Consider the following 25,100-nt stretch of genomic DNA (forward strand, 5'->3'; position numbering starts at 1 on the left):
CGGACGCACGACGCGTACCCGATCACTTGACCCACCCACGTCCATCCGCAGACCTCGTTGACATCCCTAGGGAGGTTTGGTGCCGAAGATCGTCCGCCGTTCCGCCCGCAGCTGCCCGGTGTGCGGCAGGACGCGGTGCCAGGACCCGAACGCCTGCCGGGTGGCCTTCGGCGCCACCGAGTGGCTGGAGTGCCCGGCCTGCGCGGGCAGCGGTTACGACACCACCGGGTTCCAGCTGTACTGCCTGGACTGCGGCGGGGCGAAGGTCCTGGAGGTCGAGATCATCGACTCTCCGGGGGCGGGCGAATGACGTTCTTCCCCGTCGCCCCCGAGGCCGTGGCGGGCGCTGCGGCCACCGCGGGCATCGACCCCGTGACCCTGGCCGACCTGCTGCGGGTCGCCGCGGCGCCCGGCTTCGACCGTTGGCGTGAGCAGGTACGCCGCACGGGTGGCTGCTCGGATCCGATCCACCTGTCGGGGACGACCGTCATCCGCGACGCACGGACCGGAGACGTCCTTCACTCCTACTCCACGCAGCACGAACCGGGCGGCCGTCTGCGGGTGGCCTGCGGCAACCGCCGGGCATCGCGCTGCCCCTCGTGCGCCTGGACGTATGCCGGAGACGCCTACCACCTGATACGGGCCGGGCTGACCGGTGACCCGCGCATGGGCATCCCCGACCGCGTACGCGCCCACCCCGGAGTGTTCGCCACCCTGACCGCCCCGTCCTTCGGCGCGGTCCACAACCGTCCGGAATCCGGCCGCTGCCGCTGCGGTGCGGTCCACGCCGACGACGCTCCCGAACTCGGCACGGCGCTCGATCCGGCCACGTACGACTACGCCGGGGCGGTGCGGTGGAACAACCACGCCGGTGACCTCTGGCGCCGGTTCACCATCTACCTCCGCAGGGAGATCGCCACCCGCGCGGGCATCACCCAGGCCGCGCTGCGTAAGGCCTGCCGGATCTCCTTCGGCAAGGTCGCCGAGTTCCAGAAGCGCGGTGCGGTCCACTTCCACGCCATCGTCCGTCTCGACGGTCCCGCCGGCCCCGACGACACCCCGCCCGAGTGGGCCGGCACCGCCCTCCTCGGCGACGCGATCCGCGCCGCCGCCGCTCGCGTCCGCGTCCCGGTCCCGGCCTCCGGCGACGTCCCGGCGCGGGTCCTGCGCTGGGGTGCTCAGATCGACGTCCGCGCGATCGGCACCGACGGGCAGGAACTCACCGAGCAGACCGTGGCCGCGTACGTGGCGAAGTACGCCACCAAGGCCGCCGAGTCCACCGGCACCGTGGACCGCCGTATCGGGGAGCTCTCGGAACTCGACAAGCGGTCCGGCCTGCCCGATCACACCCGACGCCTGATCCACGCCTGTCACGCCCTCGACGAGAACTATCCCGACCGCAAGCTCTGGGCCTGGGCCCACATGCTCGGCTTCCGCGACCACTTCCTCACCAAGTCCCGCCGCTACTCCTCGACCTTCGCCGAGCGCCGCCAGGCCCGCGCCGACTTCCGCGCCCGCCAGGAACGCCGGGACAAGGGCCTGCCCGAGGACCTGGACGCCGCGGAGGGCTCCACGCTCGTCCTCGCCCACTGGTCCTACGCCGGACACGGACATTCCCCCGGCGAATCCTGGCTGGCCGCCTCCATCGCCCGGGACATCCGCCAGAACCGCGAAACCGCCCGCGAAGAACTCCCCGCCCTGATCGCCCTGGAAGGAACCCCCGCATGACTGCCCGGCCCGAACTGCTCACCGTGCCCGAGGCCATGGCCCGGCTCGAGGTCGGCCGGATCAAGGTCTACGACCTGATCCGCACCCGTCGCCTCGCCTCCCTCAAGGTCGACGGCTGCCGGCGCACCCCGGACGACGCCCTGCGCGACTTCATACGGAACCAGATGGAGCCGGGGGAGGCCGCCTGATGGCCAAGCGACGCCTCAACGGCGGCGGAACGATCACCAAGCGCAAGGACGGCCGGTATCACGGAGCCGCGTACGTCACCGACACCGACGGCAACCGCGTCCGGAAGTACGTCTACGGCGCCACCTGGGACGAGGCGAACGAGAAGCTCGGCAAGCTCCAGGACCAGGAGCGCAACGGCATCCCGGTGCCGTCCCGGTCCTGGACGCTCGGCGAGTGGCTGGCCTACTGGCTGGAGCACATCGTCAAGCCGGAACGCGAGCACAACACGTACGTCAAGTACGAGTCCAAGGTGAGGCTCTACCTGGTGCCTCACCTCGGGAAGAAACCGCTGGTCAAGCTCGCTCCGGCGCAGATTCGCGCCTTCATGGCCACGCTGGCGCGGGAGAGAGTCGGCGCTTCGGCCCGCTTCGAGGTCCTCCGCGTCCTCCGCAACGCGCTCAACCGGGCCATGCGCGAGGAGCTGGTCACGCGCAACGTCGCGCTCCTGGTCGACATGCCCAAGGTGACCAAGGACAGGGGCACGGCGTGGAACGCTCGGGAAGCGGTCGCGTTCCTCCGCTCGGTCCGCGCCCACCGGCTCTACGCGGCCTGCGTCCTCATCCTGGTCCTCGGCCTCCGTCGCAGCGAGGTGCTCGGCCTGCGCCGGCAGGACATCGACTTCGAGGCCGGCCACTTCACTCCGGTCAAGCAGGTGCAGCGGGTCAAGGGCGTGGGCCTGGTCCTCAAGGACCTCAAGACGGAGTCCTCACAGGCCGTGCTCCCGCTCCCGGACTTCTGCGCCCGCGTCCTCGAGGAGCGCCGGGAGCTTCAAGAGCTGGAACGGAAGATCGCCGGTGAGCACTGGTCGCAGGAGCCGGATCATGACCTGATCTTCTCCTCCGAGCACGGCGGCATGATCGACCCGGTGGGCTTCTCCCGCACCTTCGATCGGCTCGTCAAGCGCGCCGGCGTCCGCCGGATCACGGTCCGTCTCGCCCGGCACACCTGCGGGACCCTGCTCGCCTTCCTGAAGGCGCACCCCAAGGTCGCCCAGGCGATCCTCCGGCACAGCCAGATCAGCATGACCATGGACGTCTACACGCACGTCGTCGGCGACAGCGAGCGCGAAGCGGTGGGCATGCTCGCCGAGCTTCTGGAAGATCCGCTCATCGGCTGATGTCAGCCATGGATGTCAAAGACCCCCAGCCGGTACCGGCTGGGGGTCTTTTCGCTGGTGGGGCTAACAGGATTTGAACCTGTGGCCTCATCCTTATCAGGGATGCGCTCTAACCAACTGAGCTATAGCCCCGCCGCGCTCTGCGGTGTGTGTCCCGCGCGCTGACTCCTGAAGATTAGCGCACGACGTGCGCAGTCCCAAAATCGGCTGTCGGGAGGACCGCCGGCGGGCGGGAACCCGCCCGTCGGCGGCGCGTCACTCGTCCTCCGCGAGCGTCAGCTCGACGCCGCCCACGAAGCCCGCGGACAGGTTGTAGATGAACGCCCCGAGCGTCGCGAGAGCCGTCGCCAGGACGACGTCGATGACCGCGATGATCGTCGTGAACAGCAGGACGTTGGGCAGCGACAGGAACGACTGGAGGTCGAAGCCGTTCGACTCGTTGGAGCCGGTCGCCTCGGAGATCGTGCCGCCGACCGTGGAGAAGACGCCCATGGCGTCCATGACCATCCACAGCACGGCGGCCGCGACGATCGTGCAGATGCCCAGGGCGATGGAGAGCAGGAAGCTGACCTTCATCACCGACCAGGGGTCGGCCTTCGCCACCCGCAGCCGCGCCTTGCGGACGCGGGGCGTCGTACGCGCCCCGGTGGTGGTGCGCGGCCGGCGCGCCCCGCTCGCCGGAGCGGACGTCTGGTAGGCCTGCGGCGGGTGGTAGGGCCCGGAGGACTGCTGTGCCTGCCGCTCCCCGGGCAGCGGGGAGGCCGGCTGGTCCGGGGCCTGCGGCTGGCCGCCCGGAGCGGCCGGGCCCGCTCCGGCCGCGTACTGCTGGGCCTGCGGGCCCCGGGTGTCCGTCACCGTTCCCCCCTGGGATCCGTGCGTGTCAGGCGAGGGCGAGCCCTTCGCCGGCGATTTGACCGCCTTCAGGTTGGTCGTGTGCGGGTCGCTCGCCTGCGCGGCGGAGCCACGGCCGCCGCCGTCCGTTTCCGTACCCGTCGAGGTACCGGCCGATCCGGCGCCCGTGGCTCCGCTCACGCTGACTCACTCCTCGTGCTACTCGGCCGAGGGCGCCTCACCCTCGTCCGTGCCGGTGGCCGCGGCATCCTCGGCGGTCTCGTCGACGGCCACGTCGCCGTCGACCTCCTCCGCCTCGCGTCCCGCCTCGGCGTTGCGTGCGATGCCGACCACGGCATCGCGCTTGCCCAGATTGATCAGTTGGACGCCCATGGTGTCACGGCCCGTCTCCCTGATCTCGTTGACTCGCGTACGAATCACACCGCCGGACAGCGTGATGGCGAGGATCTCGTCGGTCTCCTCGACCACCAGCGCGCCCACGAGCGACCCGCGGTCCTCCACGATCTTGGCGGCCTTGATGCCGAGGCCGCCGCGACCCTGGACGCGGTACTCGTCGACGGCGGTCCGCTTCGCGTATCCACCGTCAGTGGCAGTGAACACGAACGTACCGGGTCGGACGACATTCATCGAGAGCAGTTCGTCGCCCTCGCGGAAACTCATGCCCTTGACACCCGAGGTGGCACGGCCCATGGGGCGCAGGGTGTCGTCCGAGGCGGTGAACCTGATCGACTGCGCCTTCTTGCTGATCAGCAGGAGATCGTCGTCGGCGGAGACGAGCTCGGCGCCGATCAGTTCGTCGCCGGTTCCGTCCTCCCGCTCCCGGAGGTTGATGGCGATCACGCCGCCCGAGCGCGGGGAGTCGTAGTCCTTCAGCGGCGTCTTCTTCACCAGGCCGGACTTGGTGGCCAGGACCAGGTACGGCGCCGCCTCGTAGTCGCGGATCGCGAGGATCTCGGCGATCGCCTCGTCCGGCTGGAAGGCGAGCAGGTTCGCCACGTGCTGGCCGCGCGCGTCCCGGCCGGCCTCGGGCAGCTCGTAGGCCTTGGCGCGGTAGACCCGGCCCTTGTTGGTGAAGAACAGCAGCCAGTGGTGGGTCGTGGAGACGAAGAAGTGGTCGACGATGTCGTCTTCCTTCAGCTTCGCGCCGCGCACGCCCTTGCCGCCGCGCTTCTGCGCCCGGTAGTCGTCGGTCTTGGTGCGCTTGATGTAGCCGCCGCGCGTGACCGTGACGACGATGTCCTCCTCGGCGATCAGGTCCTCGATGGACATGTCGCCCTCGTAGGGGATCAGCTTCGTCTTGCGGTCGTCGCCGTACTTCTCGACGATCGCGGCCAGCTCCTCGCTGACGATGCCGCGCTGGCGGACCGGGGAGGCGAGGATCTCGTTGTACTCGTCGATCTTCGCCTGGAGCTCGTCGTGCTCCTGGACGATCTTCTGGCGCTCCAGGGCGGCCAGGCGGCGCAGCTGCATCTCCAGGATGGCGTTGGCCTGGATCTCGTCGATCTCCAGGAGGCTCATCAGGCCCCCGCGCGCGATCTCGACGGTCTCGCTGCGCCGGATCAGCGCGATGACCTCGTCGATGGCGTCCAGGGCCTTCAGCAGACCGCGCAGGATGTGGGCGCGCTCCTCGGCCTTGCGCAGGCGGAAGCGCGTGCGGCGGACGATGACCTCGATCTGGTGGCTCACCCAGTGGCGGATGAACGCGTCCAGGGAGAGGGTGCGCGGCACGCCGTCCACCAGCGCCAGCATGTTGGCGCCGAAGTTGGTCTGCAGGTCGGTGTGCTTGTAGAGGTTGTTCAGGACGACCTTGGCGACCGCGTCCCGCTTGAGCACGATGACCAGCCGCTGGCCGGTGCGCGAGGACGTCTCGTCGCGGACGTCGGCGATGCCGCCGATCTTGCCGTCCTTCACCAGGTCGGCGATCTTCTGCGCGAGGTTGTCGGGGTTGACCTGATACGGCAGCTCCGTGACCACCAGGCACTGACGGTTCTGGATCTCCTCGACCTCGACGACCGCGCGCATGGTGATGGAGCCGCGCCCGGTGCGGTAGGCCTCCTCGATGCCCTTGCGGCCGACGACGAGCGCGCCGGTCGGGAAGTCGGGGCCCTTGATCCGCTCGATGAGCGCGTCCAGCAGCTCCTCGTGGGAGGCCTCGGGGTTCTCCAGGTACCACTGGGCGCCGGCCGCGACCTCGCGCAGGTTGTGCGGCGGGATGTTGGTCGCCATGCCGACCGCGATGCCCGCCGAGCCGTTGATCAGCAGGTTCGGGAAGCGGGACGGCAGGACGGTCGGCTCCTGGGAGCGGCCGTCGTAGTTGTCCGTGAAGTCGACGGTCTCCTCGTCGATGTCGCGGACCATCTCCATCGACAGCGGCGCCATCTTGCACTCGGTGTAGCGCATGGCCGCCGCCGGGTCGTTGCCCGGCGAGCCGAAGTTGCCGTTGGAGTCCACGAGCGGCATCCGCATCGCCCACGGCTGGGCGAGGCGGACCAGCGCGTCGTAGATGGAGCTGTCGCCGTGGGGGTGGTAGTTGCCCATGACGTCGCCGACGACGCGGGCGCACTTGTAGAAGCCGCGCTCGGGGCGGTACCCGCCGTCGTACATGGCGTACAGGACGCGGCGGTGGACGGGCTTGAGGCCGTCCCGGACGTCCGGCAGCGCACGCGAGACGATGACGGACATCGCGTAGTCGAGGTACGAGCGCTGCATCTCCGTCTCGAGCCCGACGGGCTCGACGCGCAGGCCGGCCTGGCCGCCCTCTTCAGGCGTGACGGGGGTGTTCTCGTCGGTCATTGCTGGTGAAGGTCCTTCCTGGTGCGGTCAGCTGAGACCGACTCAGATGTCGAGGAAGCGGACGTCCTTGGCGTTGCGCTGGATGAACGCGCGGCGGGCCTCGACGTCCTCGCCCATCAGGACCGAGAACAGCTCGTCCGCCTGCGCGGCGTCGTCGAGGGTGACCTGGCCGAGGACCCGGTGCTCCTGGTCCATCGTGGTCACGCGCAGCTCCTCGGCGTTCATCTCGCCGAGGCCCTTGAAGCGCTGGATCGAGTCCTCGCGCACGCGCTTGCCGCGCTGGCGGCCCATCTCCAGCAGCGCGTCGCGCTCGCGGTCGGAGTAGGCGTACTCGATGTCGTCCTTGCCCCACTTGATCTTGTACAGCGGGGGACGGGAGAGGAACACGTGCCCGGCCTCGACCAGCGGCCGCATGAAGCGGAACAGGAAGGTCAGCAGCAGGGTGTTGATGTGCTGGCCGTCGACGTCGGCGTCCGCCATCAGGATGATCTTGTGGTAGCGGAGCTTGGAGATGTCGAAGTCCTCGTGCACGCCCGTGCCGAACGCGGAGATCAGCGCCTGGATCTCCTGGTTCTGCAGGATCTTGTCGATGCGCGCCTTCTCGACGTTGAGGATCTTGCCGCGGATCGGGAGGATCGCCTGGTACTCCGGGTTGCGGCCGGACTTGGCCGAGCCGCCGGCGGAGTCGCCCTCGACGATGAAGATCTCGCACTTGGCGGGGTCGTTGGACTGGCAGTCGGCCAGCTTGCCCGGCAGGGACGCCGACTCCAGCAGGCCCTTGCGGCGGGTCAGGTCGCGCGCCTTGCGGGCCGCCACGCGCGCGGTGGCCGCCTGGATGCCCTTGCGGACGATGTCCGCGGCCTCGTTCGGGTTGCGGTCCAGCCAGTCGTTGAGGTGCTCGTAGACCGCCCTCTGCACGAAGGTCTTGGCCTCCGTGTTGCCCAGCTTGGTCTTGGTCTGGCCCTCGAACTGCGGCTCGCTCAGCTTGACCGAGATGATCGCGGTCAGACCCTCGCGGATGTCGTCACCGGTGAGGTTGTCGTCCTTCTCGCGCAGCAGCTTCTTGTCGCGCGCGTACTTGTTGATCAGGGACGTCAGCGCGGCGCGGAAGCCCTCCTCGTGGGTGCCGCCCTCATGGGTGTGGATGATGTTGGCGAAGGAGTACACGCCCTCGCTGTAGCCGCTGTTCCACTGCATCGCGACCTCGAGGGACAGGCTCTTGTCCTTGTCCTCGGCCTCCAGGTCGATGATCGTGGGGTGGACGACCTCGCCCTTGCGGGCGTTGAGGTACTTCACGAAGTCGACGATGCCGCCCTCGTAGTGGTACGTGACGGACTTCGCCTCGCCCTTCTCGTCGGCGCCCGCCTCGTCCGCCCCGGCGGTGGCCTTCGCCGACTCGCGCTCGTCGGTGAGCCTGATCGTCAGGCCCTTGTTGAGGAACGCCATCTCCTGGAAACGCCGCGACAGCGTCTCGAAGGAGTACTCCGTGGTCTCGAAGATGTCCGGGTCGGCCCAGAAGGTGACCGAGGTGCCGGTCTCCTGCGTCGCCTCGTGCTTCGCCAGCGGCGCCGTCGGCACGCCCATCTTGTAGTCCTGCGTCCAGCGGTAACCGTCGGTCTTGACCTCGACCGACACCTTGCTGGACAGGGCGTTCACGACGGACACGCCCACGCCGTGCAGACCGCCGGAGACCGCGTAGCCGCCGCCGCCGAACTTGCCGCCCGCGTGCAGCACCGTCAGCACGACCTCGACGGCCGGCTTGCCCTCGGAGGGCACGATGCCCACGGGGATGCCGCGGCCGTTGTCGATGACGCGGACGCCGCCGTCGGCGAGGATCGTCACGTCGATGGTGTCCGCGTGGCCGGCCAGCGCCTCGTCGACGGAGTTGTCGACGACCTCGTACACGAGGTGGTGCAGTCCGCGCTCGCCGGTCGAGCCGATGTACATGCCGGGTCGCTTGCGGACCGCGTCCAGACCCTCGAGGACGGTGATGGCACTGGCGTCGTACGAGGCGGTGACCTCACCGTTCGACGAGGTCACCGCACCGCTCTGACCGGCGTCGATGGACGGGATGTTCTCGTTGGGGTTGCCGGAATCGGCCACGAAGCGCCCTTTCTGGCACAGCACGAGCCGGGCTCGTCGGCGGGTTGCCGGAGCGGCTGCGGCATGTTGCGTTGGTAAGCCTTGATCAGCGTTGCTCAGCTTTTCCCGGACGGTCCCCACGATTGGGGCGGGATTGTCTTCCAGTCTACCGGTAGCACTGACATCGATGGGGGTTTGCCGGTACCTGAGTCCGCATGTGCCGCCCTGAACCGTGCTCGGCCGACTCCCGATATGCGGGTGGGGGCCCCAAGAGGCTCACGACGGCACTCAGCGCTTCCGGCCGTCAACCCGTGGCCCATCAGGAGGGAGGGCACGATTCGCACCCGCGTGCGAGGGCGCGGCGAGGAGGGCGCCGACGGTCCGGAAACACCGCCGACACCTCCTGATGTGATGTCAGTCACCTGTTGTCCACAGGTGTGGATAAAGGCTTCCCAGGCCCCGGTGACGGGCGGGAGAGGGACCGGTCGCACGGCTCCGGGACCCGGGCGCGGCCCCGGACCCGGCGCCCGGACGCGGTCACGTCCGGTCACCGGGTCCGGGCGCCGGGTCAGCCGTAGGTGTCGCCGGGACCCGTGCTGCCGGGGGCGCGCAGCGGGCCGTAGCGGCGGGCGGGACCACCGGGGCCCTGCACCCTGATCAGCCGGACCGTGCCGTGGCCGAGGTCCTCGTTGAGCCGGGCGACCAGGGTCGGGGCGAGCAGGCGCAGGTTGGTCGCCCAGGCGGTGGAGTCGCAGCGCACCGTCAGCACGCGCTCCTCCTCGTCGTACTTCTCCGGCACGCAGTGCTTGGCCACGTCCTCGCCGACGATCTGCGGCCAGCGGCCCATCACGCCGCCCACCGCGGCCGGCGCCTCCCAGCCGCGCTCGGTGATGAGGCGGTTGATCGCCGCGCCGAGCGCCATGGGGTCGCGTCCGTCGGCCCGCGCGCCGGAACGCAGGCCGCCGCCGCGCCGTGCCTGCCGCTTCTGCCACGCCGCGTCCCCCCGCGCGCGTGCCGCCTCCTTCGCCGCCCGCAGCGCCACGCGCGCGAGGTCGACCCCGGAGGGCTCCGGCGTCCTCCCGGAAGCCGGTCCGTCGTCGTTCATACGCGTTCCACCGTCCCCTCGGACACGGCGAACCGTGTCCCCGACAGCACATGCGGTACGTCGTCGTCGACCGCGGCGGTCACCAGGACCTGCTCCCCGGGCGCGACCAGCTCGGCCAGCCGCTCGCGGCGGCGGGTGTCCAGCTCGGCGAAGACGTCGTCGAGGACGAGCACCGGCTCGTTGCCCTCGGCGCGCAGCAGGTCGTAGGAGGCCAGGCGCAGGGCCAGCGCGTAGGACCAGGACTCGCCGTGGGAGGCGTACCCCTTGGCGGGCAGCTGGCCGAGTCTGAGGAGCAGATCGTCCCGGTGGGGTCCCACGAGGGTGACGCCCCGCTCGATCTCCTGCTTGCGGGCGCCGGCGAGCGCGGCCATCAGCTGCTCGAAGAGGTCCTCGCGCGTGTGCGCCTCGCCCGGCGCCGACGGCTTGTACTCCAGGACGACCGGGCCGCCGCCGGGGGCCAGCTGCTCGTACGCCTTGTCGGCCAGCGGCTGGACGGCGGCGATCAGGTCCAGGCGCTGGGCGAGCAGCTCGGCGCCCGCGCGCGCGAGGTGCTGGTCCCACACGTCGAGGGTGGACAGGTCCATGGCGCGGCCGCCGTGGCGGCGGGCCAGCGCGGCCGACTTCAGCAGGGTGTTGCGCTGCTTGAGCACCCGGTCGTAGTCGGAGCGGACGCCGGCCATGCGCGGGGAGCGGGCGGTGATCAGCTCGTCGAGGAAGCGGCGCCGCTCGCCGGGGTCGCCCTTGACCAGGGCGAGGTCCTCGGGTGCGAACAGCACGGTCCGTACGATGCCGAGCACGTCCCGGGGCCGGACCTGCGCGGACCTGTTGATCCGGGCGCGGTTGGCGCGGCCCGGGTTCAGTTCCAGCTCGATCAGCTGCTGCCGCTCGCCCTGCCGGACCTGCGCCCGGATGATCGCGCGGTCGGCGCCCATGCGGACCAGGGGGGCGTCGGAGGCGACGCGGTGGCTGCCCAGGGTGGCCAGGTAGCCGACCGCCTCGACGAGGTTGGTCTTGCCCTGCCCGTTGGGGCCGACGAAGGCCGTCACCCCCGGGTCGAGCGGGACCTCGACCCGGGGGTACGAGCGGAAGTCGGCCAGCGACAGATGCGTGACGTGCATGGTCGTTTCGCCGACCTCCCCCAGCTGTTCGGGTGACTGCTTACTTCTTCTCGACCGCGTGGCCGCCGAACTGATTGCGCAGCGCGGCGATCATCTTCATCTGCGGCGAGTCCTCCTGGCGGGAGGCGAACCGCGCGAAGAGGGAGGCGGTGATCGCGGGCAGCGGCACCGCGTGGTCGATCGCGGCCTCCACCGTCCATCGTCCCTCACCGGAGTCCTGCGCGTAGCCGCGCAGCCCCGTCAGGTGCTCGTCCTCGTCGAGGGCGTTGACCGCCAGGTCCAGCAGCCAGGAGCGGATGACGGTGCCCTCCTGCCAGGAGCGGAAGACCTCGCGGACGTTCTCCACGGAGTCGACCTTCTCCAGCAGCTCCCAGCCCTCGGCGTAGGCCTGCATCATGGCGTACTCGATGCCGTTGTGGACCATCTTCGCGAAGTGCCCGGCGCCCACCTTGCCCGCGTGCACCGCGCCGTACGGGCCCTGCGGCTTGAGCGCGTCGAAGACCGGCTGCACCCGGGCGACGTGCTCCTCGTCGCCGCCGTACATCAGCGCGTAGCCGTTCTCCAGGCCCCACACGCCGCCGGAGACGCCGCAGTCGACGAAGCCTATGCCCTTGGCCGCCAGCTGCTCGGCGTGCTTCTCGTCGTCCGTCCAGCGGGAGTTGCCGCCGTCGACCACGATGTCGCCGGGCTGGAGCAGCTCGGCCAGCTCGTCGATCGTGGACTGGGTGGGCTCGCCGGCCGGGACCATCACCCACACCACGCGCGGGCCGGTGAGCTTGTCCACCAGTTCCCGCAGGCTGTGGACGTCGGCGAGGTCCGGGTTGCGGTCGTATCCGATGACGGTGTGGCCGGCGCGGCGGATCCGCTCGCGCATGTTGCCGCCCATCTTGCCGAGGCCGACGAGACCGAGCTCCATCAGTTGTGTTCCTTAGGTGTCCGAGGTGGCGTGACGGCACGTCCGCGCCCGGCGCAAGCCTGCCGGATCACGTTCGTACTCGCGTCCGAGCCTAAACCCGGGCGCCGATGCACAGCTGTGGGCATACGCGCTCAGGCGTACGCCCCCCACCTGCGGATTTCCTCACCCTGTGGACAACCCCCGGCGACATCCGGACGGCGGCCGCGTCGGCCTGCCGCGGCCGTGCGGGGAACGGTCCCCGCACGTCGGCCTCGTCCACCGGGAACCGTCCCGAGGACTCAGCCGCTCAGCCGCACCGGCATGATCAGGTACTTGTACGCCTCGTCCGCCTCGGCGTCCGCCGCGGGCTTGCCGCTGAGCAGCGCCGGCTTGGTGGACGTCGTGAAGGACAGCTGCGCCACCGGGGAGTCGATCGCGCTCAGGCCGTCCAGCAGGAACGTCGGGTTGAAGGCGATCGAGATGTCGTCGCCCTCCAGCTGGGCGTCGACCCTTTCCACAGCCTGTGCGTCGTCGCTGGAGCCGGCCTCCAGGACGAGCACGCCCTGCTCGAAGCTGAGCCGCACCGGGGTGTTGCGCTCGGCGACCAGGGACACACGCTTGACGGCCTCCACGAAGGGGGCGGTCTCGATGGTGGCGACCGAGTTGAACTCGGTCGGGAACAGGGTGCGGTACTTCGGGAGGTCGCCCTCCAGCAGCCGCGTGGTCGTACGGCGGCCGGCGCCCTCGAAACCGATCAGGCCCTCGCCCGCGCCGGAGCCGGACAGCGCCAGCGTCACGCTGTCACCGGCGCCCAGCGCCTTGGCGGTGTCCAGGAGCGTCTTAGCGGGCACCAGGGCGACCGCGGAGGCGTCCGGGTTCTCCGGCTTCCACAGGAACTCGCGGACCGCGAAGCGGTAACGGTCGGTGGAGGCCAGCGTGACCGTGTCGCCCTCGATCTCGATGCGCACACCGGTGAGGACGGGCAGCGTGTCGTCCCGGCCGGCGGCGATGGCCACCTGCTGCACGGCGGAGGAGAAGACCTCGCCGGGGATCGCGCCCGTCGCGTTCGGCATCTGGGGCAGGGCCGGGTACTCCTCCACCGGCAGGGTGTGGAGGGTGAACCGCGAGGATCCGCAGACGACCGTCGCCCGTACACCGTCTGTGGAGATCTCCACCGGTCGGTTGGGCAGGGCGCGGGAGATGTCGGCGAGGAGACGGCCGGAGACGAGCACCGTGCCCTCCTCCTCGACCTCGGCCTCGACGCTGACGCGCGCGGAGACCTCGTAGTCGAAGCTGGACAGGCTCAGCTGGCCGTCCTCGGCCTTCAGCAGCAGGCCGGCGAGGACAGGCGCCGGCGGACGGGCCGGGAGGCTGCGCGCCGCCCAGGCCACTGCCTCCGCGAGTACGTCGCGTTCCACCCGGATCTTCACCGTAAGCCGCCTCCTGCTGTTGCCGGCGTTCTCGCCCTGCTTCGCCTTCGTCGTCTGACTCGGTGCCGCCGGTCCCTGTGGAGGGAAGGACACCGGGAACCAGTCTGACGCACGGCAGTGACAGTAGGTGCCCCTCGGGGTCAAGTCGTGACGAGGGGCAGCCGAGCCGGCGAGGGCCAGTTGTGCACAGGGTCCACTTCGAAGCGAATTCCGCGCTCTCTCTGGTCGGGAGTAGTAGTAGGGCCTGTGGATACCGTGGATAACCACGTTTGCCCAGCTCAGCACGGTGATTTTGTCCACGGGGCCTGTGGGCGGCGGCCGTGGACAACCGGGGCCCTCTGTGGAGAACGGAAAGTTCTGCACACCCCGTGCACAGGGTGGGGCGACTTCTCCCCAGGGCCGTCCCCAGTTTTACCCCTCTTTCCCACAGCCCAACCCTGCACCTCGGTGTGACGCCTTTCACTCGACGGAGTGGGGAAGCGCGAGGCGTTGCCGAACAGTGGACAGGCCTGTGGAGAAGCTGGGGATCGCTGGGGACAACCGTCCCCAGCCTGTGGGTCGCCCGTGGACAACTCGGCGCGCGCCCTGTGGGCCAGTTCGTTGTCCACAGGCTGTGGAAAAAGTTTGTCCACCAATCCACACGTGGATGACCTGGCCCGATGATCTCTCAACGGCTCTGCCTGTGGACAGCATCGGGACAACTTTCCGGTCCCCAGGATGTGGACGGGAGAAAGTCGCCAAATCTGTGGAGGACGGCCGTGACCCGGCATGAATTCGAACAGCGGATGGCGCGGTCCGCGGCCGCCGCACATGCGAAGGGCGCCCCCGGATCTCCTCCAGAGGCGCCCTCGGCGGCGCGGACGGCGGCCGTCAGCCGTTCTTGATGCGGTTGGTGAGCTCCGTGACCTGGTTGTAGATGGAGCGCCGCTCGGCCATCAGATTGCGGATCTTGCGGTCGGCGTGCATGACCGTCGTGTGGTCGCGTCCGCCGAACAGCGCGCCGATCTTCGGCAGCGACAGGTCCGTCAGCTCGCGGCACAGGTACATGGCGATCTGGCGGGCGGTGACCAGGGCCCGGCCGCGCGAGGTGCCGCACAGGTCCTCGACCGTGAGCCCGAAGTAGTCGGCGGTCGCGCTCATGATGGCCGTGGAGGTGATCTCGGGGGCCGTGTCCTCGCCGCCGGGGATCAGGTCCTTCAGGACGATCTCCGTCAGGCCCAGGTCCACCGGCTGCCGGTTGAGCGACGCGAACGCCGTCACCCGGATCAGCGCGCCCTCCAGCTCGCGGATGTTGCGCGAGATCCGCGAGGCGATGAACTCCAGCACCTCCGGCGGGGCGTTGAGCTGCTCCTGCACCGCCTTCTTGCGCAGGATCGCGATCCGCGTCTCCAGCTCGGGCGGCTGGACGTCGGTGATGAGACCCCACTCGAAGCGGTTCCGCAGCCGGTCCTCCAGCGTGACCAGCTGCTTGGGCGGCCGGTCGCTGGACAGCACGATCTGCTTGTTGGCGTTGTGCAGCGTGTTGAAGGTGTGGAAGAACTCCTCCTGCGTCGACTCCTTGTCCGCCAGGAACTGGATGTCGTCGACGAGCAGGATGTCCATCTCGCGGTACCGCTTGCGGAAGCTGTCGCCCTTGCCGTCGCGGATGGAGTTGATGAACTCGTTGGTGAACTCCTCCGAGCTCACGTACCGCACGCGCGTGCCGGGGTAGAGGCTGCGCGCGTAGTGCCCGATCGCGTGCAGCAGGTGCGTCTTGCCGAGCCCCGACTCCCCGTAGATGAACAGCGGGTTGTACGCCTTCGCGGGCGCCTCGGCGACGGCGACCGCGGCCGCGTGCGCGAAGCGGTTGGAAGCGCCGATGACGAACGTGTCGAAGAGGTACTTCGGGTTCAGGCGCGCGGTCGGCTCGCCCGGACCGGTCGCCGGCGCCGGCTGCGCGGCCAGCGGGCCGGGGGCGCCCGTGGTGGGCAGGTTCGGGCCGACCGGGCCGCCGCGGTGCACATGCCCGGAACCGGACGGCGGCTCGGGCAGCTCGCGGCGCCCGTCACGCTGGTCGTAGTCGCCGCGCGGCTGCTCGTAGTCGGTGCGCTGCGCGTCGTACGACGGACGCTCCAGCGACTGCGGACGGTAGTCCTGCGACGGCGGGTAGTCCGGTGCCCCGTACGCGTCCTGGGCGTATCCGTCCTGGCCGGTCTGGGGGTAGCCGTCCTGGGACGGCGGTCCGTACGGCTCCTGCGGGGGCGACGCGTACGGGTCCCGCTCCGGGAAGCCGAGCCGCTGCTGCTGCCAGCCGAAGTCGTCCTGCCCCGGGCGCGGCCAGGAGCCCGGCTCGGGGCGCTGGTACTCCGACGGGTAGGCGGGACGGGGCGTGGGAAGCGGGTCGGCGCGGTGGCGGCCGTACCCCTCGTAGTCGTCGCGGCCCTGGCCGGCGGACGGGAGCTCGGGCTCCTCGTAGCGCGGCTGGGGGCGGGCCGGGGGCGCCGGCGGGGCCGGGGGCTCGCCGGCGGAGTCGTCGACGGTGATCGCGATACGGATCGGGCGGCCGCACTCGCGGCTCAGGGACTCGCTCACGACCGGGGCGAGACGGCCCTCCAGCACGCCCTTCGCGAACTCGTTCGGCACGGCGAGCAGGGCGGTGTCGGCCACCAGCGCCAGCGGCTGGGTGCGCCGGAGCCAGTGCTCGTCCTTCGCCTCCACACCCTGGCCACGACCCTCACCGAGGAGCTGCTCCAGAACGCGTGGCCACACTGCGGCAAGATCGGCAGGTACATCAGCCACAGGGCACGCTCTCTCACAGGTCCCTCGAACGTGTGGTTCGGGGACGGGTCGGGATGTAAATCGGGTCGGGCAGGGATAAGGGAATGAATCGGAGTTCAGCCACGGTAGTCAGGGCGACCGGTGCGGTTCAAGTTGTTGTCCCCAGGCTGTGGACAAGTGTCCCCCTCCGGACCCTGGTTTGACCGGATGGCGCAGCCGCGCGTACCGTAACCAGGTCGAGTTGTCGATGGCTGCTGCCGCCTGCCTCCGATGGGCACGGATCGCGTCAGGTGATCGGTAAGCGGTGCACTCGGGCGTAACGCGAGCTACTCCTCGTGGGCGCACGGTGACAGCCAGGACGGCACCCCGCCACCCTCTATTCATTACTGGAGCCCCCGAGTGAGCAAGCGCACCTTCCAGCCGAACAACCGTCGTCGCGCGAAGACCCACGGCTTCCGGCTGCGTATGCGCACCCGTGCCGGCCGCGCGATTCTCGCGTCCCGCCGTAGCAAGGGTCGCGCCCGTCTGTCCGCCTGATCCCGGTCAGGTCATGACGTCGTGCTGCCCACCGAGAACCGGCTGAGGCGGCGCGAGGACTTCGCGACCGCGGTTCGACGAGGTCGCCGGGCAGGCCGCCCGACCCTCGTCGTCCACCTTCGTAGCGGTGCCACGGACCCGCACGCGCCTGGGGAGAGCGCTCCCCCGACGCGTGCGGGTTTCGTCGTGAGCAAGGCCGTGGGCGGTGCGGTCGTGCGCAACAAGGTGAAGCGTCGCCTTCGCCATCTGATGCGCGACCGAGTCGACCTGTTTCCCCCCGGTAGCCTGGTAGTCGTACGAGCGCTGCCCGGAGCGGGTGACGCCGACCACGCACAGCTGGCCCGAGACCTGGACGCCGCCCTCCAGCGGCTGCTGGGAGGGGGCGCGCGATGAAGTACCCACTGCTGGCCCTGATCAAGCTGTACCAGTGGACGATCAGTCCGCTGCTCGGGCCGGTGTGCAAGTACTACCCGTCGTGTTCCCACTACGGCTACACGGCCATCGACCGGCACGGGGCCGTCAAGGGAACGGCCCTCACGGCCTGGCGCATCCTGCGGTGCAATCCGTGGTCGCCGGGCGGTGTGGACCACGTCCCCCCGCGCAAGCGTCCGCGGTGGCACGAACTGCTGCGTGACGCATGGCGCGCACGCAAGAGCGGGCCCTCCGCCGCCGAACCGGCCACCGAAGAGAATTCTGCTTCGAGCCCGGCCGCAGAGACCTCGTCCCATGCCCAAGGAGCATGATTAGTGGACACGATTGCCAGCCTCTTCAGCTTCATCACAACGCCCGTCTCCTGGGTCATCGTCCAGTTCCACAAGGTGTACGGCGCTCTCTTCGGCCCCGACACCGGATGGGCCTGGGGCCTGTCCATCGTGTCCCTCGTGATCCTGATCCGCATCTGCCTGATCCCGCTCTTCGTGAAGCAGATCAAGGCGACGCGCGCGATGCAGACGCTCCAGCCGGAGATGAAGAAGATCCAGGAGCGCTACAAGAACGACCGGCAGCGCCAGTCGGAAGAGATGATGAAGCTGTACAAGGAGACGGGCACCAACCCGCTCTCCTCGTGCCTTCCCATCCTGGCGCAGTCCCCGTTCTTCTTCGCCCTCTACCACGTCCTCAACAGCATCGCGTCGAACGACACCATCGGCGTGATCAACAAGAGCCTGCTGGAGAGCGCGCAGAAGGCGCACATCTTCGGCGCTCCGCTGGCCGCGAAGTTCACGGACAGCTCGTCCAAGGTCGAGGCGCTCCAGGCCTCGCTGACCGACGTGCGGATCGTCACCGCGATCATGATCGTCCTGATGTCGCTGTCGCAGTTCTACACGCAGCGCCAGCTGATGACGAAGAACGTCGACACGACGGTGAAGACGCCGTTCATGCAGCAGCAGAAGATGCTGATGTACGTCTTCCCGGTCATCTTCGCGGTCTTCGGCATCAACTTCCCGGTCGGCGTCCTCGTCTACTGGCTGACCACCAACGTGTGGACCATGGGCCAGCAGATGTACGTCATCCACAACAACCCGACCCCGGGTTCCAAGGCCCAGGCCGCCTACCTGGAGCGCCTGTACAAGCACGTCACGCACCGCGGCAAGGTCTCCCGGCGCCGGGACAAGGTCATCATCAAGGCCATCGTCGCCAAGGGCCGCGACCGCAACGAGTACGAGCGCAAGTTCATCAACGGGCTGAACAAGGCGGGACTGGCCGCCCAGTCCGACGGCACTGTGGTCAAGAGCGAGGCCGCCGTCGCCGCCCAGACCGAGGACGGCGCGCCGGCCACGACCGCCGCCGCCCCCAGGCGCCAGCAGCCCAGGCGGCAGACCAAGGCCCAGCGCCAGGCCGCCAAGCCGGCCGGGGGCTCGCCCTCGCTGAGCAAGTCCGACGAGCCCGAGGACGCCAAGCCCGCCGCCGCCAAGAAGGCCGCCCCGAAGCCCGGCAACGGCACCCGCAGCAAGGCCCAGTCCGGCCAGCGCAAGGGTCCGCAGCGGCCCAAGTCCCCGTCGAAGAAGTAAGAAGGAGTCCATCCCGTGACGGAAGGCACCACCTCCGCCGCTGCCGAGGGTGCAGACACCCTGACCCGCCTGGAGCAGGAGGGCGAGATCGCGGCGGACTACCTGGAGGGTCTGCTCGACATCGCCGACCTCGACGGCGACATCGACATGGACGTCGAGGCCGACCGTGCCTCCGTCTCGATCATCAGCGACACGGGCAGTCGTGACCTGCAGAAGCTGGTCGGCCGGGACGGTGAAGTGCTGGAGGCACTGCAGGAACTCACCCGCCTGGCGGTGCACCGGGAGACCGGCGACCGCAGCCGGCTGATGCTCGACATCGCGGGCTACCGCGCCAGGAAGCGCGCCGAGCTCTCCGAGCTGGGCGCGAAGGCCGCCGCCGAGGCCAAGAGCAGCGGTGCGCCCGTACGGCTGAAGCCGATGACCCCGTTCGAGCGCAAGGTCGTGCACGACGCGGTCAAGGCCGCGGGTCTGCGCAGCGAGTCCGAGGGCGAGGAGCCGCAGCGCTTCGTCGTCGTACTCCCCGACTGATCGGTCCACACGTTCCTCCGGCCCCGTCTGTTGCGCAGGCGGGGCCGAACTTTGTCAGCCTGATAGTTCTGGTGGTTCTGGCGTCGGCGCCCGGTGCGCTGATGTGGTACGGAAGGACGGTCCCCCGTGACGGAGGCAGCTGAGCTTCCTCCTGCTCCCGAGCAGGCGCACAAGGTGTTCGGAGATCGCTTCGCTGATGCGGTCCGATACGCGGAGCTGCTCGCTGAGGCGGGCGTGCAGCGTGGCCTGATCGGCCCGCGCGAAGTGCCCCGCCTGTGGGAGCGGCACCTGCTGAACTGCGCGGTGCTCTCGGAGGTCGTGCCCGAGGGGGTGACGGTGTGCGACGTCGGCTCCGGCGCGGGCCTGCCCGGCATCCCGCTGGCGCTCGTACGGGACGACCTGAGGATCACCCTGCTGGAGCCACTGCTGCGGCGCACGAACTTCCTCACCGAGGTCGTGGAACTGCTCGGCCTGGACCACGTCACGGTCGTCCGCGGGCGCGCCGAGGAGGTCATGGGGAAGATGCCGCCGGTCCATGTGGTGACGGCCCGTGCCGTGGCTCCGCTGGACCGCCTGGCCGCCTGGGGTATCCCGCTGCTGCGCCCGTACGGGGAGATGCTCGCACTCAAGGGCGACACAGCCGAGGAAGAACTCAAGAGCGCGGCCACGGCGCTGAGCAAGCTCGGCGCCGTGGAGACCTCCATCCTGCACGTCGGTGAAGGCATCGTGGACCCCATGTCCACGGTCGTCCGGGTCGAGGTCGGGGAAAGCCCCGGAGGCGTGCGCTTCGCGGCCAAGCGGGCGAAGGCAGCCAGGACGGGACGGACCCGTCGGCGCCGGTGACGAGAAGGACGATCACGGCGTCGTCGTGCGGTGGCCACCCGCGGGGACCGCACCGACGGCGCTGATCCGTCCTGAGAGTGAGACATACTCCACACAAGCTGCCGAACCCGTGCGAGCCGGAGTGTCGCGGCAGTCCGGGCAGGGTCGCTGTGCATCGTGTTTCACGTGAAACGTCGCTCACTGCTGCACGGCATCATCAGTCGCGGCCGCGCCGCGGTCGAACCCCGCGACCCCGTGCCTCTCGGTTCACTCGGAGAGCGGTCCGTTCCTGACGGAGCTCTGTTCCCATCCCTCCGGGGAGGCACGGAGTTGTCCACAGAGGTGGATTTCTCCACAGAACACCGGACCTCACTGGTTCGTGACCCCGAAGACATGGGAGGCTCTGTTCATTGCGAGCCTGATGTCGAGGAGAGTGAATCCTTGCGGTCCGACGCCAACATCGCGGGACCGATGACCGATCCGGTCCCCGGTCCCCGTGCCGAGTCGACGGGAGCGGATGTTTCACGTGAAACACCGCCCCCGATGGACGACACTCCGATCGGTCGCGCGGCCCAACTGGCGGTGGAGGCTCTCGGCCGCGCCGGCGAGGGCCTGCCCCGGCCCGAGCGGACACGAATCATCGTGGTCGCCAATCAGAAAGGCGGCGTGGGCAAGACGACGACAACCGTCAACCTTGCCGCCTCGCTGGCCCTGCACGGGGCCCGTGTCCTGGTGATCGACCTCGACCCTCAGGGCAATGCGTCCACCGCCTTGGGTATCGACCATCACGCCGAAGTTCCGTCCATCTATGACGTACTGATCGACAGCAAGCCGCTCTCGGAGGTCGTCCAGCCGGTTCCTGATGTCGAAGGCCTCTTCTGCGCACCCGCCACCATCGATCTCGCTGGTGCGGAGATCGAGCTGGTCTCCCTGGTGGCGCGGGAAAGCCGGCTGCAGCGGGCCATCCAGGCCTATGAGCAGCCGTTGGACTACATCCTCATCGACTGCCCACCCTCGCTCGGCCTGCTGACGGTCAACGCGCTGGTGGCCGGGCAGGAGGTCCTGATCCCGATCCAATGCGAGTACTACGCGCTGGAGGGCCTGGGACAGCTGTTGCGTAACGTCGACCTGGTGCGGGGGCACCTCAACCCCACCCTGCATGTGTCGACCATCCTGCTCACCATGTACGACGGCCGGACGCGACTCGCGTCCCAGGTCGCGGAAGAGGTGCGCAACCACTTCGGCGACGAGGTGCTGCGGACGAGCATTCCCCGCTCGGTCCGTATCTCCGAGGCGCCGAGCTACGGGCAGACGGTATTGACCTACGATCCAGGATCAAGTGGTGCTCTCTCTTATCTTGAGGCAGCACGAGAAATCGCGCTGAAGGGCGTAGGCGTCAGCTACGACGCCGCGCACGCCCACATCAGCGCACCAAACGATCCGAGCATGGTGGAGGGGACTCAGTGAGCGAGCGACGGAGAGGGTTGGGACGCGGTCTCGGCGCACTGATCCCTGCAGCTCCGACGGAGAAGACGGTGGCTCCGGCGGTGGTGGGGGGAACCGCTCCCGCCTCACCACCCGTGGTGTCGGCCCTGGCGACCGATCGCGGTGTGGCTGCGGCGAAGGTCGCCGGGCTGCCGCATGTTTCACGTGAAACAGAGGAGCCCCCGGCCGGCGGCGCCGTGGAGACGCCCCCGGCTCCCATGGGTGCTCACTTCGCCGAGATCCCTCTGGACTCCATCACGCCGAACCCGCGCCAGCCGCGTGAGGTCTTCGACGAAGATGCGCTGGCCGAACTTGTCACCTCCATCAAAGAGGTCGGCCTCCTCCAGCCGGTCGTCGTACGCCAGGCGGGTCCCGCGCGCTATGAGCTCATCATGGGCGAGCGTCGCTGGCGTGCCTGCCGGGAGGCGGGCCTGGAGAAGATTCCGGCGATCGTACGGGCCACGGAGGACGAGAAGCTCCTCCTGGATGCACTTCTGGAGAACCTGCACCGGGCACAGCTGAACCCGCTGGAGGAGGCGGCGGCCTACGACCAGCTGCTGAAGGACTTCAACTGCACACACGACCAGCTGGCGGACCGGATCGGCCGCTCCCGTCCGCAGGTCTCCAACACCCTGCGTCTGCTGAAGCTCTCGCCGGCGGTCCAGCGTCGGGTGGCCGCAGGAGTGCTCTCCGCCGGGCACGCCCGAGCTCTGCTCTCCGTCGAGGACTCCGAGGAGCAGGACCGGCTGGCGCATCGGATCGTGGCCGAAGGACTCTCCGTACGGGCCGTCGAGGAGATCGTGACGCTCATGGGGTCACGGCCTCAGAAGGCTCAGCGTCCCAAGGGACCACGTGCCGGCGCTCGTGTCTCCCCGGCGTTGTCGGATCTCGCCACCCGGCTGTCGGACCGCTTCGAGACACGGGTGAAGGTTGACCTGGGGCAGAAGAAGGGCAAGATCACCGTCGAGTTCGCTTCCATGGAAGACCTGGAGCGGATCCTCAGCACCCTCGCTCCCGGCGAGGGACCCGTCCTGCAGAAGAGTCTTCTGGAGGGGGATCCCGAGGAGACGGAATCCTGAGCCTCGGGCAGCAGGGCGCTCGGACCGCTTCGTCCGCGAAAAGAGCGGGACGTGTCCGGTGTGTACCGGAACACGGCCCGCTCTTTGCTTTGAGCCGGTATCGATGGAAACGCATCATGGATACGATGCGTTCGAGTATGGCGATCCACCTGAAAGCACCCCTCGGGAGGCCGGTGCCATGCGAACGATGAGCCGCGCCGGACTGCTGACCGCAGGTCTGGGACTGGGCGCGGTCGGTGGCTTCATCGGCAGCCTGCTCAGGGAACGGAGCGCTCTGACAGCAGCTCGCGATGCGGCGGGCGAAGGAAGCGAGGAACAGCCTTCATGGGGCGTCGGCTCGTACCGCTCACGCTGGACAACCTTCAGGACCTTCCCAAGCGCTGTCGCTCGTGCGTCTTCTGGGAACTCGACCCGGTCAGTGGTGAGGCCGCGGTAAAGGCCGGCACGTCCGCACTGGAGAAGGAAGCCTGGATCTCCGCCGTCCTGCTGGACTGGGGGTCCTGCGGGCGGGTCGTCTATGTCGACGACGTACCGGTGGGCTTCGTGCTCTATGCCCCTCCTGCCTATGTGCCTCGCTCCACGGCCTTCTCCACCAGCCCTGTCTCACCGGATGCCGTGCAGCTGATGACCGGCTTCATCGTGCCCGGCTACCAGGGGCAAGGGCTTGGCCGCGTGATGGTCCAGACGGTCGCCAAGGATCTGCTGCGGCGGGGCTTCAAGGCGATCGAGGCTTTCGGTGACGCCCACTGGAAAGAACCGGGCTGTGTCCTGCCCGCCGATCATCTGCTGGCCGTGGGGTTCAAGACAGTACGGCCCCACCCCATGTACCCACGACTGAGGCTGGAACTGCGATCGACACTCTCCTGGAAGGAAGACGTGGAAATGGCACTCGACCGGCTGCTCGGGGCCGTGCAGAAGGAACCCGCGTTGCGGCCTCTCTGACCACAGCGGACCCCCGGGCTAAGCGAATGGGCCAGCCCTGATGGGCTGGCCCATTCGTGTTTCACGTGAAACATAAGCCGCCGACGGGACGGCTCAGCCGATTCACTCGGCGATGAACTCCTCCAGGTCGCGCACGATCGCGGCCTTCGGCTTCGCACCGACGATGGTCTTGGCGACCTCGCCACCCTGGTAGACGTTCAGGGTCGGGATGGACATGACGCCGTACTTGGCGGCCGTACCCGGGTTCTCGTCGATGTTCAGCTTGACGACCTCGATCTTGTCACCGTACTCGGCGGCGATGGCCTCAAGGGACGGAGCGATCTGGCGGCACGGACCGCACCAAGCGGCCCAGAAGTCCACCAGGACGGGCTTGTCGCTCTTGAGGACGTCCTGCTCGAAGGAGTCGTCGGTCACGTTCTTCAGGGTGCCGGCCACTACGGGCTCCTTAACTGGTTGGTGCGTGGGGCGGATGGGAATCAGACGGAGGTCTTCTCGGGCTCGGCCTGCTCCAGGTCGGCCAGCGCGGCGAGGTAGCGCTCGGCGTCCAGCGCGGCGGAGCAGCCGGTGCCGGCCGCGGTGATCGCCTGACGGTAGGTGTGGTCGACCACGTCTCCGGCGCCGAAGACACCGCGCAGGTTCGTGCGGGTCGAGGGCGCGTCGACCTTCAGGTAACCCTCCTCGTCCAGCTCGAGCTGGCCCTTGAAGAGCTCGGTGCGCGGGTCGTGGCCGATCGCGATGAACAGGCCGGTCACCGGCAGATCCGAGAGCTCACCCGTCTTGACGTTGCGCAGCTTCAGACCCGACAGCTTCTGATCACCCTGGATCTCGGCGACCTCGCTGTCCCAGACGAAGGTGATCTTCGGGTCGGCGAAGGCACGCTCCTGCATCGCCTTGGAGGCGCGCAGGGTGTCGCGGCGGTGGACGATCGTCACGGACTTGGCGAACCGCGAGAGGAAGGTGGCTTCCTCCATCGCGGTGTCACCGCCACCGATCACGGCGATGTCCTGGTCCTTGAAGAAGAAGCCGTCACAGGTGGCGCACCAGGAGACACCACGCCCGGAGAGGGCGTCCTCGTTCGGCAGGCCGAGCTTGCGGTGCTGCGAGCCGGTGGCGACGATCACGGCCTTCGCCTTGTGGACCGTGCCCGCGGTGTCCGTGACGGTCTTGATCTCTCCGGTCAGGTCGACCGCGACGACATCGTCCGGAACGAGCTCGGCACCGAAGCGCTCCGCCTGGGCGCGCATGTTGTCCATGAGCTCGGGGCCCATGATGCCGTCCTGGAAGCCGGGGAAGTTCTCCACCTCGGTGGTGTTCATCAGCGCGCCGCCGGCGGTGACGGCGCCCTCGAACACCAGTGGCTTCAGCGACGCGCGCGCGGTGTAGAGCGCCGCCGTGTAGCCGGCGGGCCCGGAGCCGATGATGATCACGTTACGGACGTCGCTCACGGCTTGATTCCTCGTCTCTGGACTGCGTCGTCAGGATCGGTGGAGCCTTTCTCAGAACTCTCACCCCACCCAACGGATCCTAAGGGGCGCGCATTCCCGCTGTGCCCGGGCACACGGAGAGCGGACACCTACGGGATACCACGCAGAG

At 69.1% G+C, this 25,100-nt stretch carries 23 protein-coding genes and 1 tRNA gene; 13 read left to right on the top strand and 11 right to left on the bottom strand.

All coding sequences use genetic code 11. The features are described 5' to 3' along the window. Positions 1-79: 79 nt before the first annotated feature. Genes ABD363_RS06725 through ABD363_RS06740 form a run of 4 tightly spaced genes read left to right on the top strand, consistent with a single transcriptional unit; the run spans position 80 to position 3,073 of the window. Positions 80-310 carry a hypothetical protein gene (locus ABD363_RS06725; RefSeq protein ID WP_344600607.1) on the top strand — a complete coding sequence of 77 codons (231 nt, stop codon included), beginning with the start codon at positions 80-82 and terminating at the stop codon, positions 308-310. Continuing rightward, complete coding sequence (gene repSA, locus ABD363_RS06730) at positions 307-1,728, top strand: replication initiator protein RepSA (protein WP_344600609.1); 1,422 nt, start codon at positions 307-309, stop codon at positions 1,726-1,728. The genes ABD363_RS06725 and repSA overlap by 4 nt, the downstream gene beginning before the upstream one ends. Further along, positions 1,725-1,916 (top strand): helix-turn-helix domain-containing protein, encoded by a 192-nt coding sequence (locus ABD363_RS06735; protein ID WP_344600611.1) that lies wholly within the window; start codon positions 1,725-1,727, stop codon positions 1,914-1,916. Before repSA ends, ABD363_RS06735 begins: the two co-directional genes overlap by 4 nt. Further along, positions 1,916-3,073, top strand: coding sequence for a tyrosine-type recombinase/integrase (locus tag ABD363_RS06740; RefSeq protein ID WP_344600613.1), 1,158 nt, complete (start codon positions 1,916-1,918; stop codon positions 3,071-3,073). The genes ABD363_RS06735 and ABD363_RS06740 overlap by 1 nt, the downstream gene beginning before the upstream one ends. Before the next feature lie 55 nt (positions 3,074-3,128). Here ABD363_RS06740 and ABD363_RS06745 read toward each other — a convergent pair. The 9 genes from ABD363_RS06745 to dnaA form a co-directional block, all read right to left on the bottom strand. After that, positions 3,129-3,205 (bottom strand) — tRNA-Ile (locus ABD363_RS06745). A 123-nt stretch (positions 3,206-3,328) separates the two neighbouring features. Further along, positions 3,329-4,105, bottom strand: coding sequence for a DUF3566 domain-containing protein (locus ABD363_RS06750; RefSeq protein WP_344600615.1), 777 nt, complete (start codon positions 4,103-4,105; stop codon positions 3,329-3,331). A gap of 18 nt (positions 4,106-4,123) precedes the next feature. Next, positions 4,124-6,718 carry a DNA gyrase subunit A gene (gene gyrA, locus ABD363_RS06755; protein ID WP_344600617.1) on the bottom strand — a complete coding sequence of 865 codons (2,595 nt, stop codon included), beginning with the start codon at positions 6,716-6,718 and terminating at the stop codon, positions 4,124-4,126. Positions 6,719-6,760: 42 nt separating this feature from the next. Then, positions 6,761-8,845: a DNA topoisomerase (ATP-hydrolyzing) subunit B gene (gene gyrB, locus ABD363_RS06760; protein ID WP_344600619.1), complete on the bottom strand. Its 2,085-nt coding sequence runs from the start codon at positions 8,843-8,845 to the stop codon at positions 6,761-6,763. Positions 8,846-9,368: 523 nt separating this feature from the next. After that, positions 9,369-9,905, bottom strand: a complete 537-nt coding sequence (locus ABD363_RS06765; protein ID WP_344600621.1) for a DciA family protein — start codon at positions 9,903-9,905, stop codon at positions 9,369-9,371. Further along, on the bottom strand, positions 9,902-11,023 hold the full coding sequence (gene recF, locus ABD363_RS06770; RefSeq protein WP_344600623.1) for a DNA replication/repair protein RecF: 1,122 nt from the start codon (positions 11,021-11,023) through the stop codon (positions 9,902-9,904). Before recF ends, ABD363_RS06765 begins: the two co-directional genes overlap by 4 nt. Before the next feature lie 40 nt (positions 11,024-11,063). Then, positions 11,064-11,939, bottom strand: coding sequence for a phosphogluconate dehydrogenase (NAD(+)-dependent, decarboxylating) (gnd, locus tag ABD363_RS06775; RefSeq protein WP_344600625.1), 876 nt, complete (start codon positions 11,937-11,939; stop codon positions 11,064-11,066). Positions 11,940-12,217: 278 nt separating this feature from the next. Then, the gene (gene dnaN, locus ABD363_RS06780) at positions 12,218-13,348 is read right to left on the bottom strand and encodes a DNA polymerase III subunit beta (protein ID WP_344600627.1); all 1,131 of its coding nucleotides are present in this window, start codon (positions 13,346-13,348) and stop codon (positions 12,218-12,220) included. Positions 13,349-14,218: 870 nt separating this feature from the next. Continuing rightward, positions 14,219-16,126, bottom strand: a complete 1,908-nt coding sequence (gene dnaA, locus ABD363_RS06785; RefSeq protein ID WP_344600629.1) for a chromosomal replication initiator protein DnaA — start codon at positions 16,124-16,126, stop codon at positions 14,219-14,221. A gap of 378 nt (positions 16,127-16,504) precedes the next feature. On the opposite strand from dnaA, the gene rpmH reads away from it, so the two are divergent. The 9 genes from rpmH to ABD363_RS06830 all read left to right on the top strand — a co-directional run bounded on the left by rpmH (position 16,505) and on the right by ABD363_RS06830 (position 23,507). Continuing rightward, positions 16,505-16,642, top strand: a complete 138-nt coding sequence (gene rpmH / locus ABD363_RS06790; RefSeq protein WP_003956500.1) for a 50S ribosomal protein L34 — start codon at positions 16,505-16,507, stop codon at positions 16,640-16,642. A gap of 21 nt (positions 16,643-16,663) precedes the next feature. Further along, positions 16,664-17,035 carry a ribonuclease P protein component gene (gene rnpA, locus ABD363_RS06795; RefSeq protein WP_344600631.1) on the top strand — a complete coding sequence of 124 codons (372 nt, stop codon included), beginning with the start codon at positions 16,664-16,666 and terminating at the stop codon, positions 17,033-17,035. After that, positions 17,032-17,385, top strand: coding sequence for a membrane protein insertion efficiency factor YidD (gene yidD, locus ABD363_RS06800; protein WP_344600633.1), 354 nt, complete (start codon positions 17,032-17,034; stop codon positions 17,383-17,385). Before rnpA ends, yidD begins: the two co-directional genes overlap by 4 nt. A gap of 3 nt (positions 17,386-17,388) precedes the next feature. Beyond that, on the top strand, positions 17,389-18,651 hold the full coding sequence (yidC, locus tag ABD363_RS06805) for a membrane protein insertase YidC (RefSeq protein WP_344600635.1): 1,263 nt from the start codon (positions 17,389-17,391) through the stop codon (positions 18,649-18,651). A 15-nt stretch (positions 18,652-18,666) separates the two neighbouring features. After that, positions 18,667-19,179 (top strand): Jag family protein, encoded by a 513-nt coding sequence (locus ABD363_RS06810; protein WP_344600637.1) that lies wholly within the window; start codon positions 18,667-18,669, stop codon positions 19,177-19,179. A gap of 126 nt (positions 19,180-19,305) precedes the next feature. Next, positions 19,306-20,022: a 16S rRNA (guanine(527)-N(7))-methyltransferase RsmG gene (rsmG, locus tag ABD363_RS06815; protein ID WP_344600639.1), complete on the top strand. Its 717-nt coding sequence runs from the start codon at positions 19,306-19,308 to the stop codon at positions 20,020-20,022. A 372-nt stretch (positions 20,023-20,394) separates the two neighbouring features. Beyond that, the gene (locus tag ABD363_RS06820) at positions 20,395-21,468 is read left to right on the top strand and encodes a ParA family protein (RefSeq protein ID WP_344600805.1); all 1,074 of its coding nucleotides are present in this window, start codon (positions 20,395-20,397) and stop codon (positions 21,466-21,468) included. Further along, positions 21,465-22,565: a ParB/RepB/Spo0J family partition protein gene (locus ABD363_RS06825; protein WP_344600641.1), complete on the top strand. Its 1,101-nt coding sequence runs from the start codon at positions 21,465-21,467 to the stop codon at positions 22,563-22,565. Before ABD363_RS06820 ends, ABD363_RS06825 begins: the two co-directional genes overlap by 4 nt. 324 nt (positions 22,566-22,889) lie before the next feature. Then, positions 22,890-23,507: a GNAT family N-acetyltransferase gene (locus tag ABD363_RS06830; RefSeq protein ID WP_344600643.1), complete on the top strand. Its 618-nt coding sequence runs from the start codon at positions 22,890-22,892 to the stop codon at positions 23,505-23,507. Between the two features lie 102 nt (positions 23,508-23,609). On the opposite strand, the gene trxA is transcribed toward ABD363_RS06830, so the two are convergent. After that, positions 23,610-23,942 (bottom strand): thioredoxin, encoded by a 333-nt coding sequence (gene trxA / locus ABD363_RS06835; protein ID WP_344600645.1) that lies wholly within the window; start codon positions 23,940-23,942, stop codon positions 23,610-23,612. Positions 23,943-23,983: 41 nt separating this feature from the next. After that, the gene (trxB, locus tag ABD363_RS06840; protein ID WP_344600647.1) at positions 23,984-24,952 is read right to left on the bottom strand and encodes a thioredoxin-disulfide reductase; all 969 of its coding nucleotides are present in this window, start codon (positions 24,950-24,952) and stop codon (positions 23,984-23,986) included. Positions 24,953-25,100 lie beyond the last annotated feature (148 nt).

Source organism: Streptomyces glaucus (genome assembly GCF_039533365.1).
Classification (GTDB): Bacteria; Actinomycetota; Actinomycetes; order Streptomycetales; family Streptomycetaceae; genus Streptomyces; species Streptomyces glaucus.

What these genes read in the sequence shown, in the direction of transcription:
- ABD363_RS06830 (WP_344600643.1), top strand. Translation starts at nt 22,890, where the DNA reads ATGGGGCGTCGGCTCGTACCGCTCACGCTGGACAACCTTCAGGACCTT.
- gyrA (WP_344600617.1), bottom strand. Translation starts at nt 6,718, where the DNA reads ATGACCGACGAGAACACCCCCGTCACGCCTGAAGAGGGCGGCCAGGCC.
- ABD363_RS06820 (WP_344600805.1), top strand. Translation starts at nt 20,395, where the DNA reads ATGGGAGGCTCTGTTCATTGCGAGCCTGATGTCGAGGAGAGTGAATCC.
- ABD363_RS06735 (WP_344600611.1), top strand. Translation starts at nt 1,725, where the DNA reads ATGACTGCCCGGCCCGAACTGCTCACCGTGCCCGAGGCCATGGCCCGG.
- yidD (WP_344600633.1), top strand. Translation starts at nt 17,032, where the DNA reads ATGAAGTACCCACTGCTGGCCCTGATCAAGCTGTACCAGTGGACGATC.
- recF (WP_344600623.1), bottom strand. Translation starts at nt 11,023, where the DNA reads ATGCACGTCACGCATCTGTCGCTGGCCGACTTCCGCTCGTACCCCCGG.
- ABD363_RS06765 (WP_344600621.1), bottom strand. Translation starts at nt 9,905, where the DNA reads ATGAACGACGACGGACCGGCTTCCGGGAGGACGCCGGAGCCCTCCGGG.
- ABD363_RS06740 (WP_344600613.1), top strand. Translation starts at nt 1,916, where the DNA reads ATGGCCAAGCGACGCCTCAACGGCGGCGGAACGATCACCAAGCGCAAG.
- gnd (WP_344600625.1), bottom strand. Translation starts at nt 11,939, where the DNA reads ATGGAGCTCGGTCTCGTCGGCCTCGGCAAGATGGGCGGCAACATGCGC.
- repSA (WP_344600609.1), top strand. Translation starts at nt 307, where the DNA reads ATGACGTTCTTCCCCGTCGCCCCCGAGGCCGTGGCGGGCGCTGCGGCC.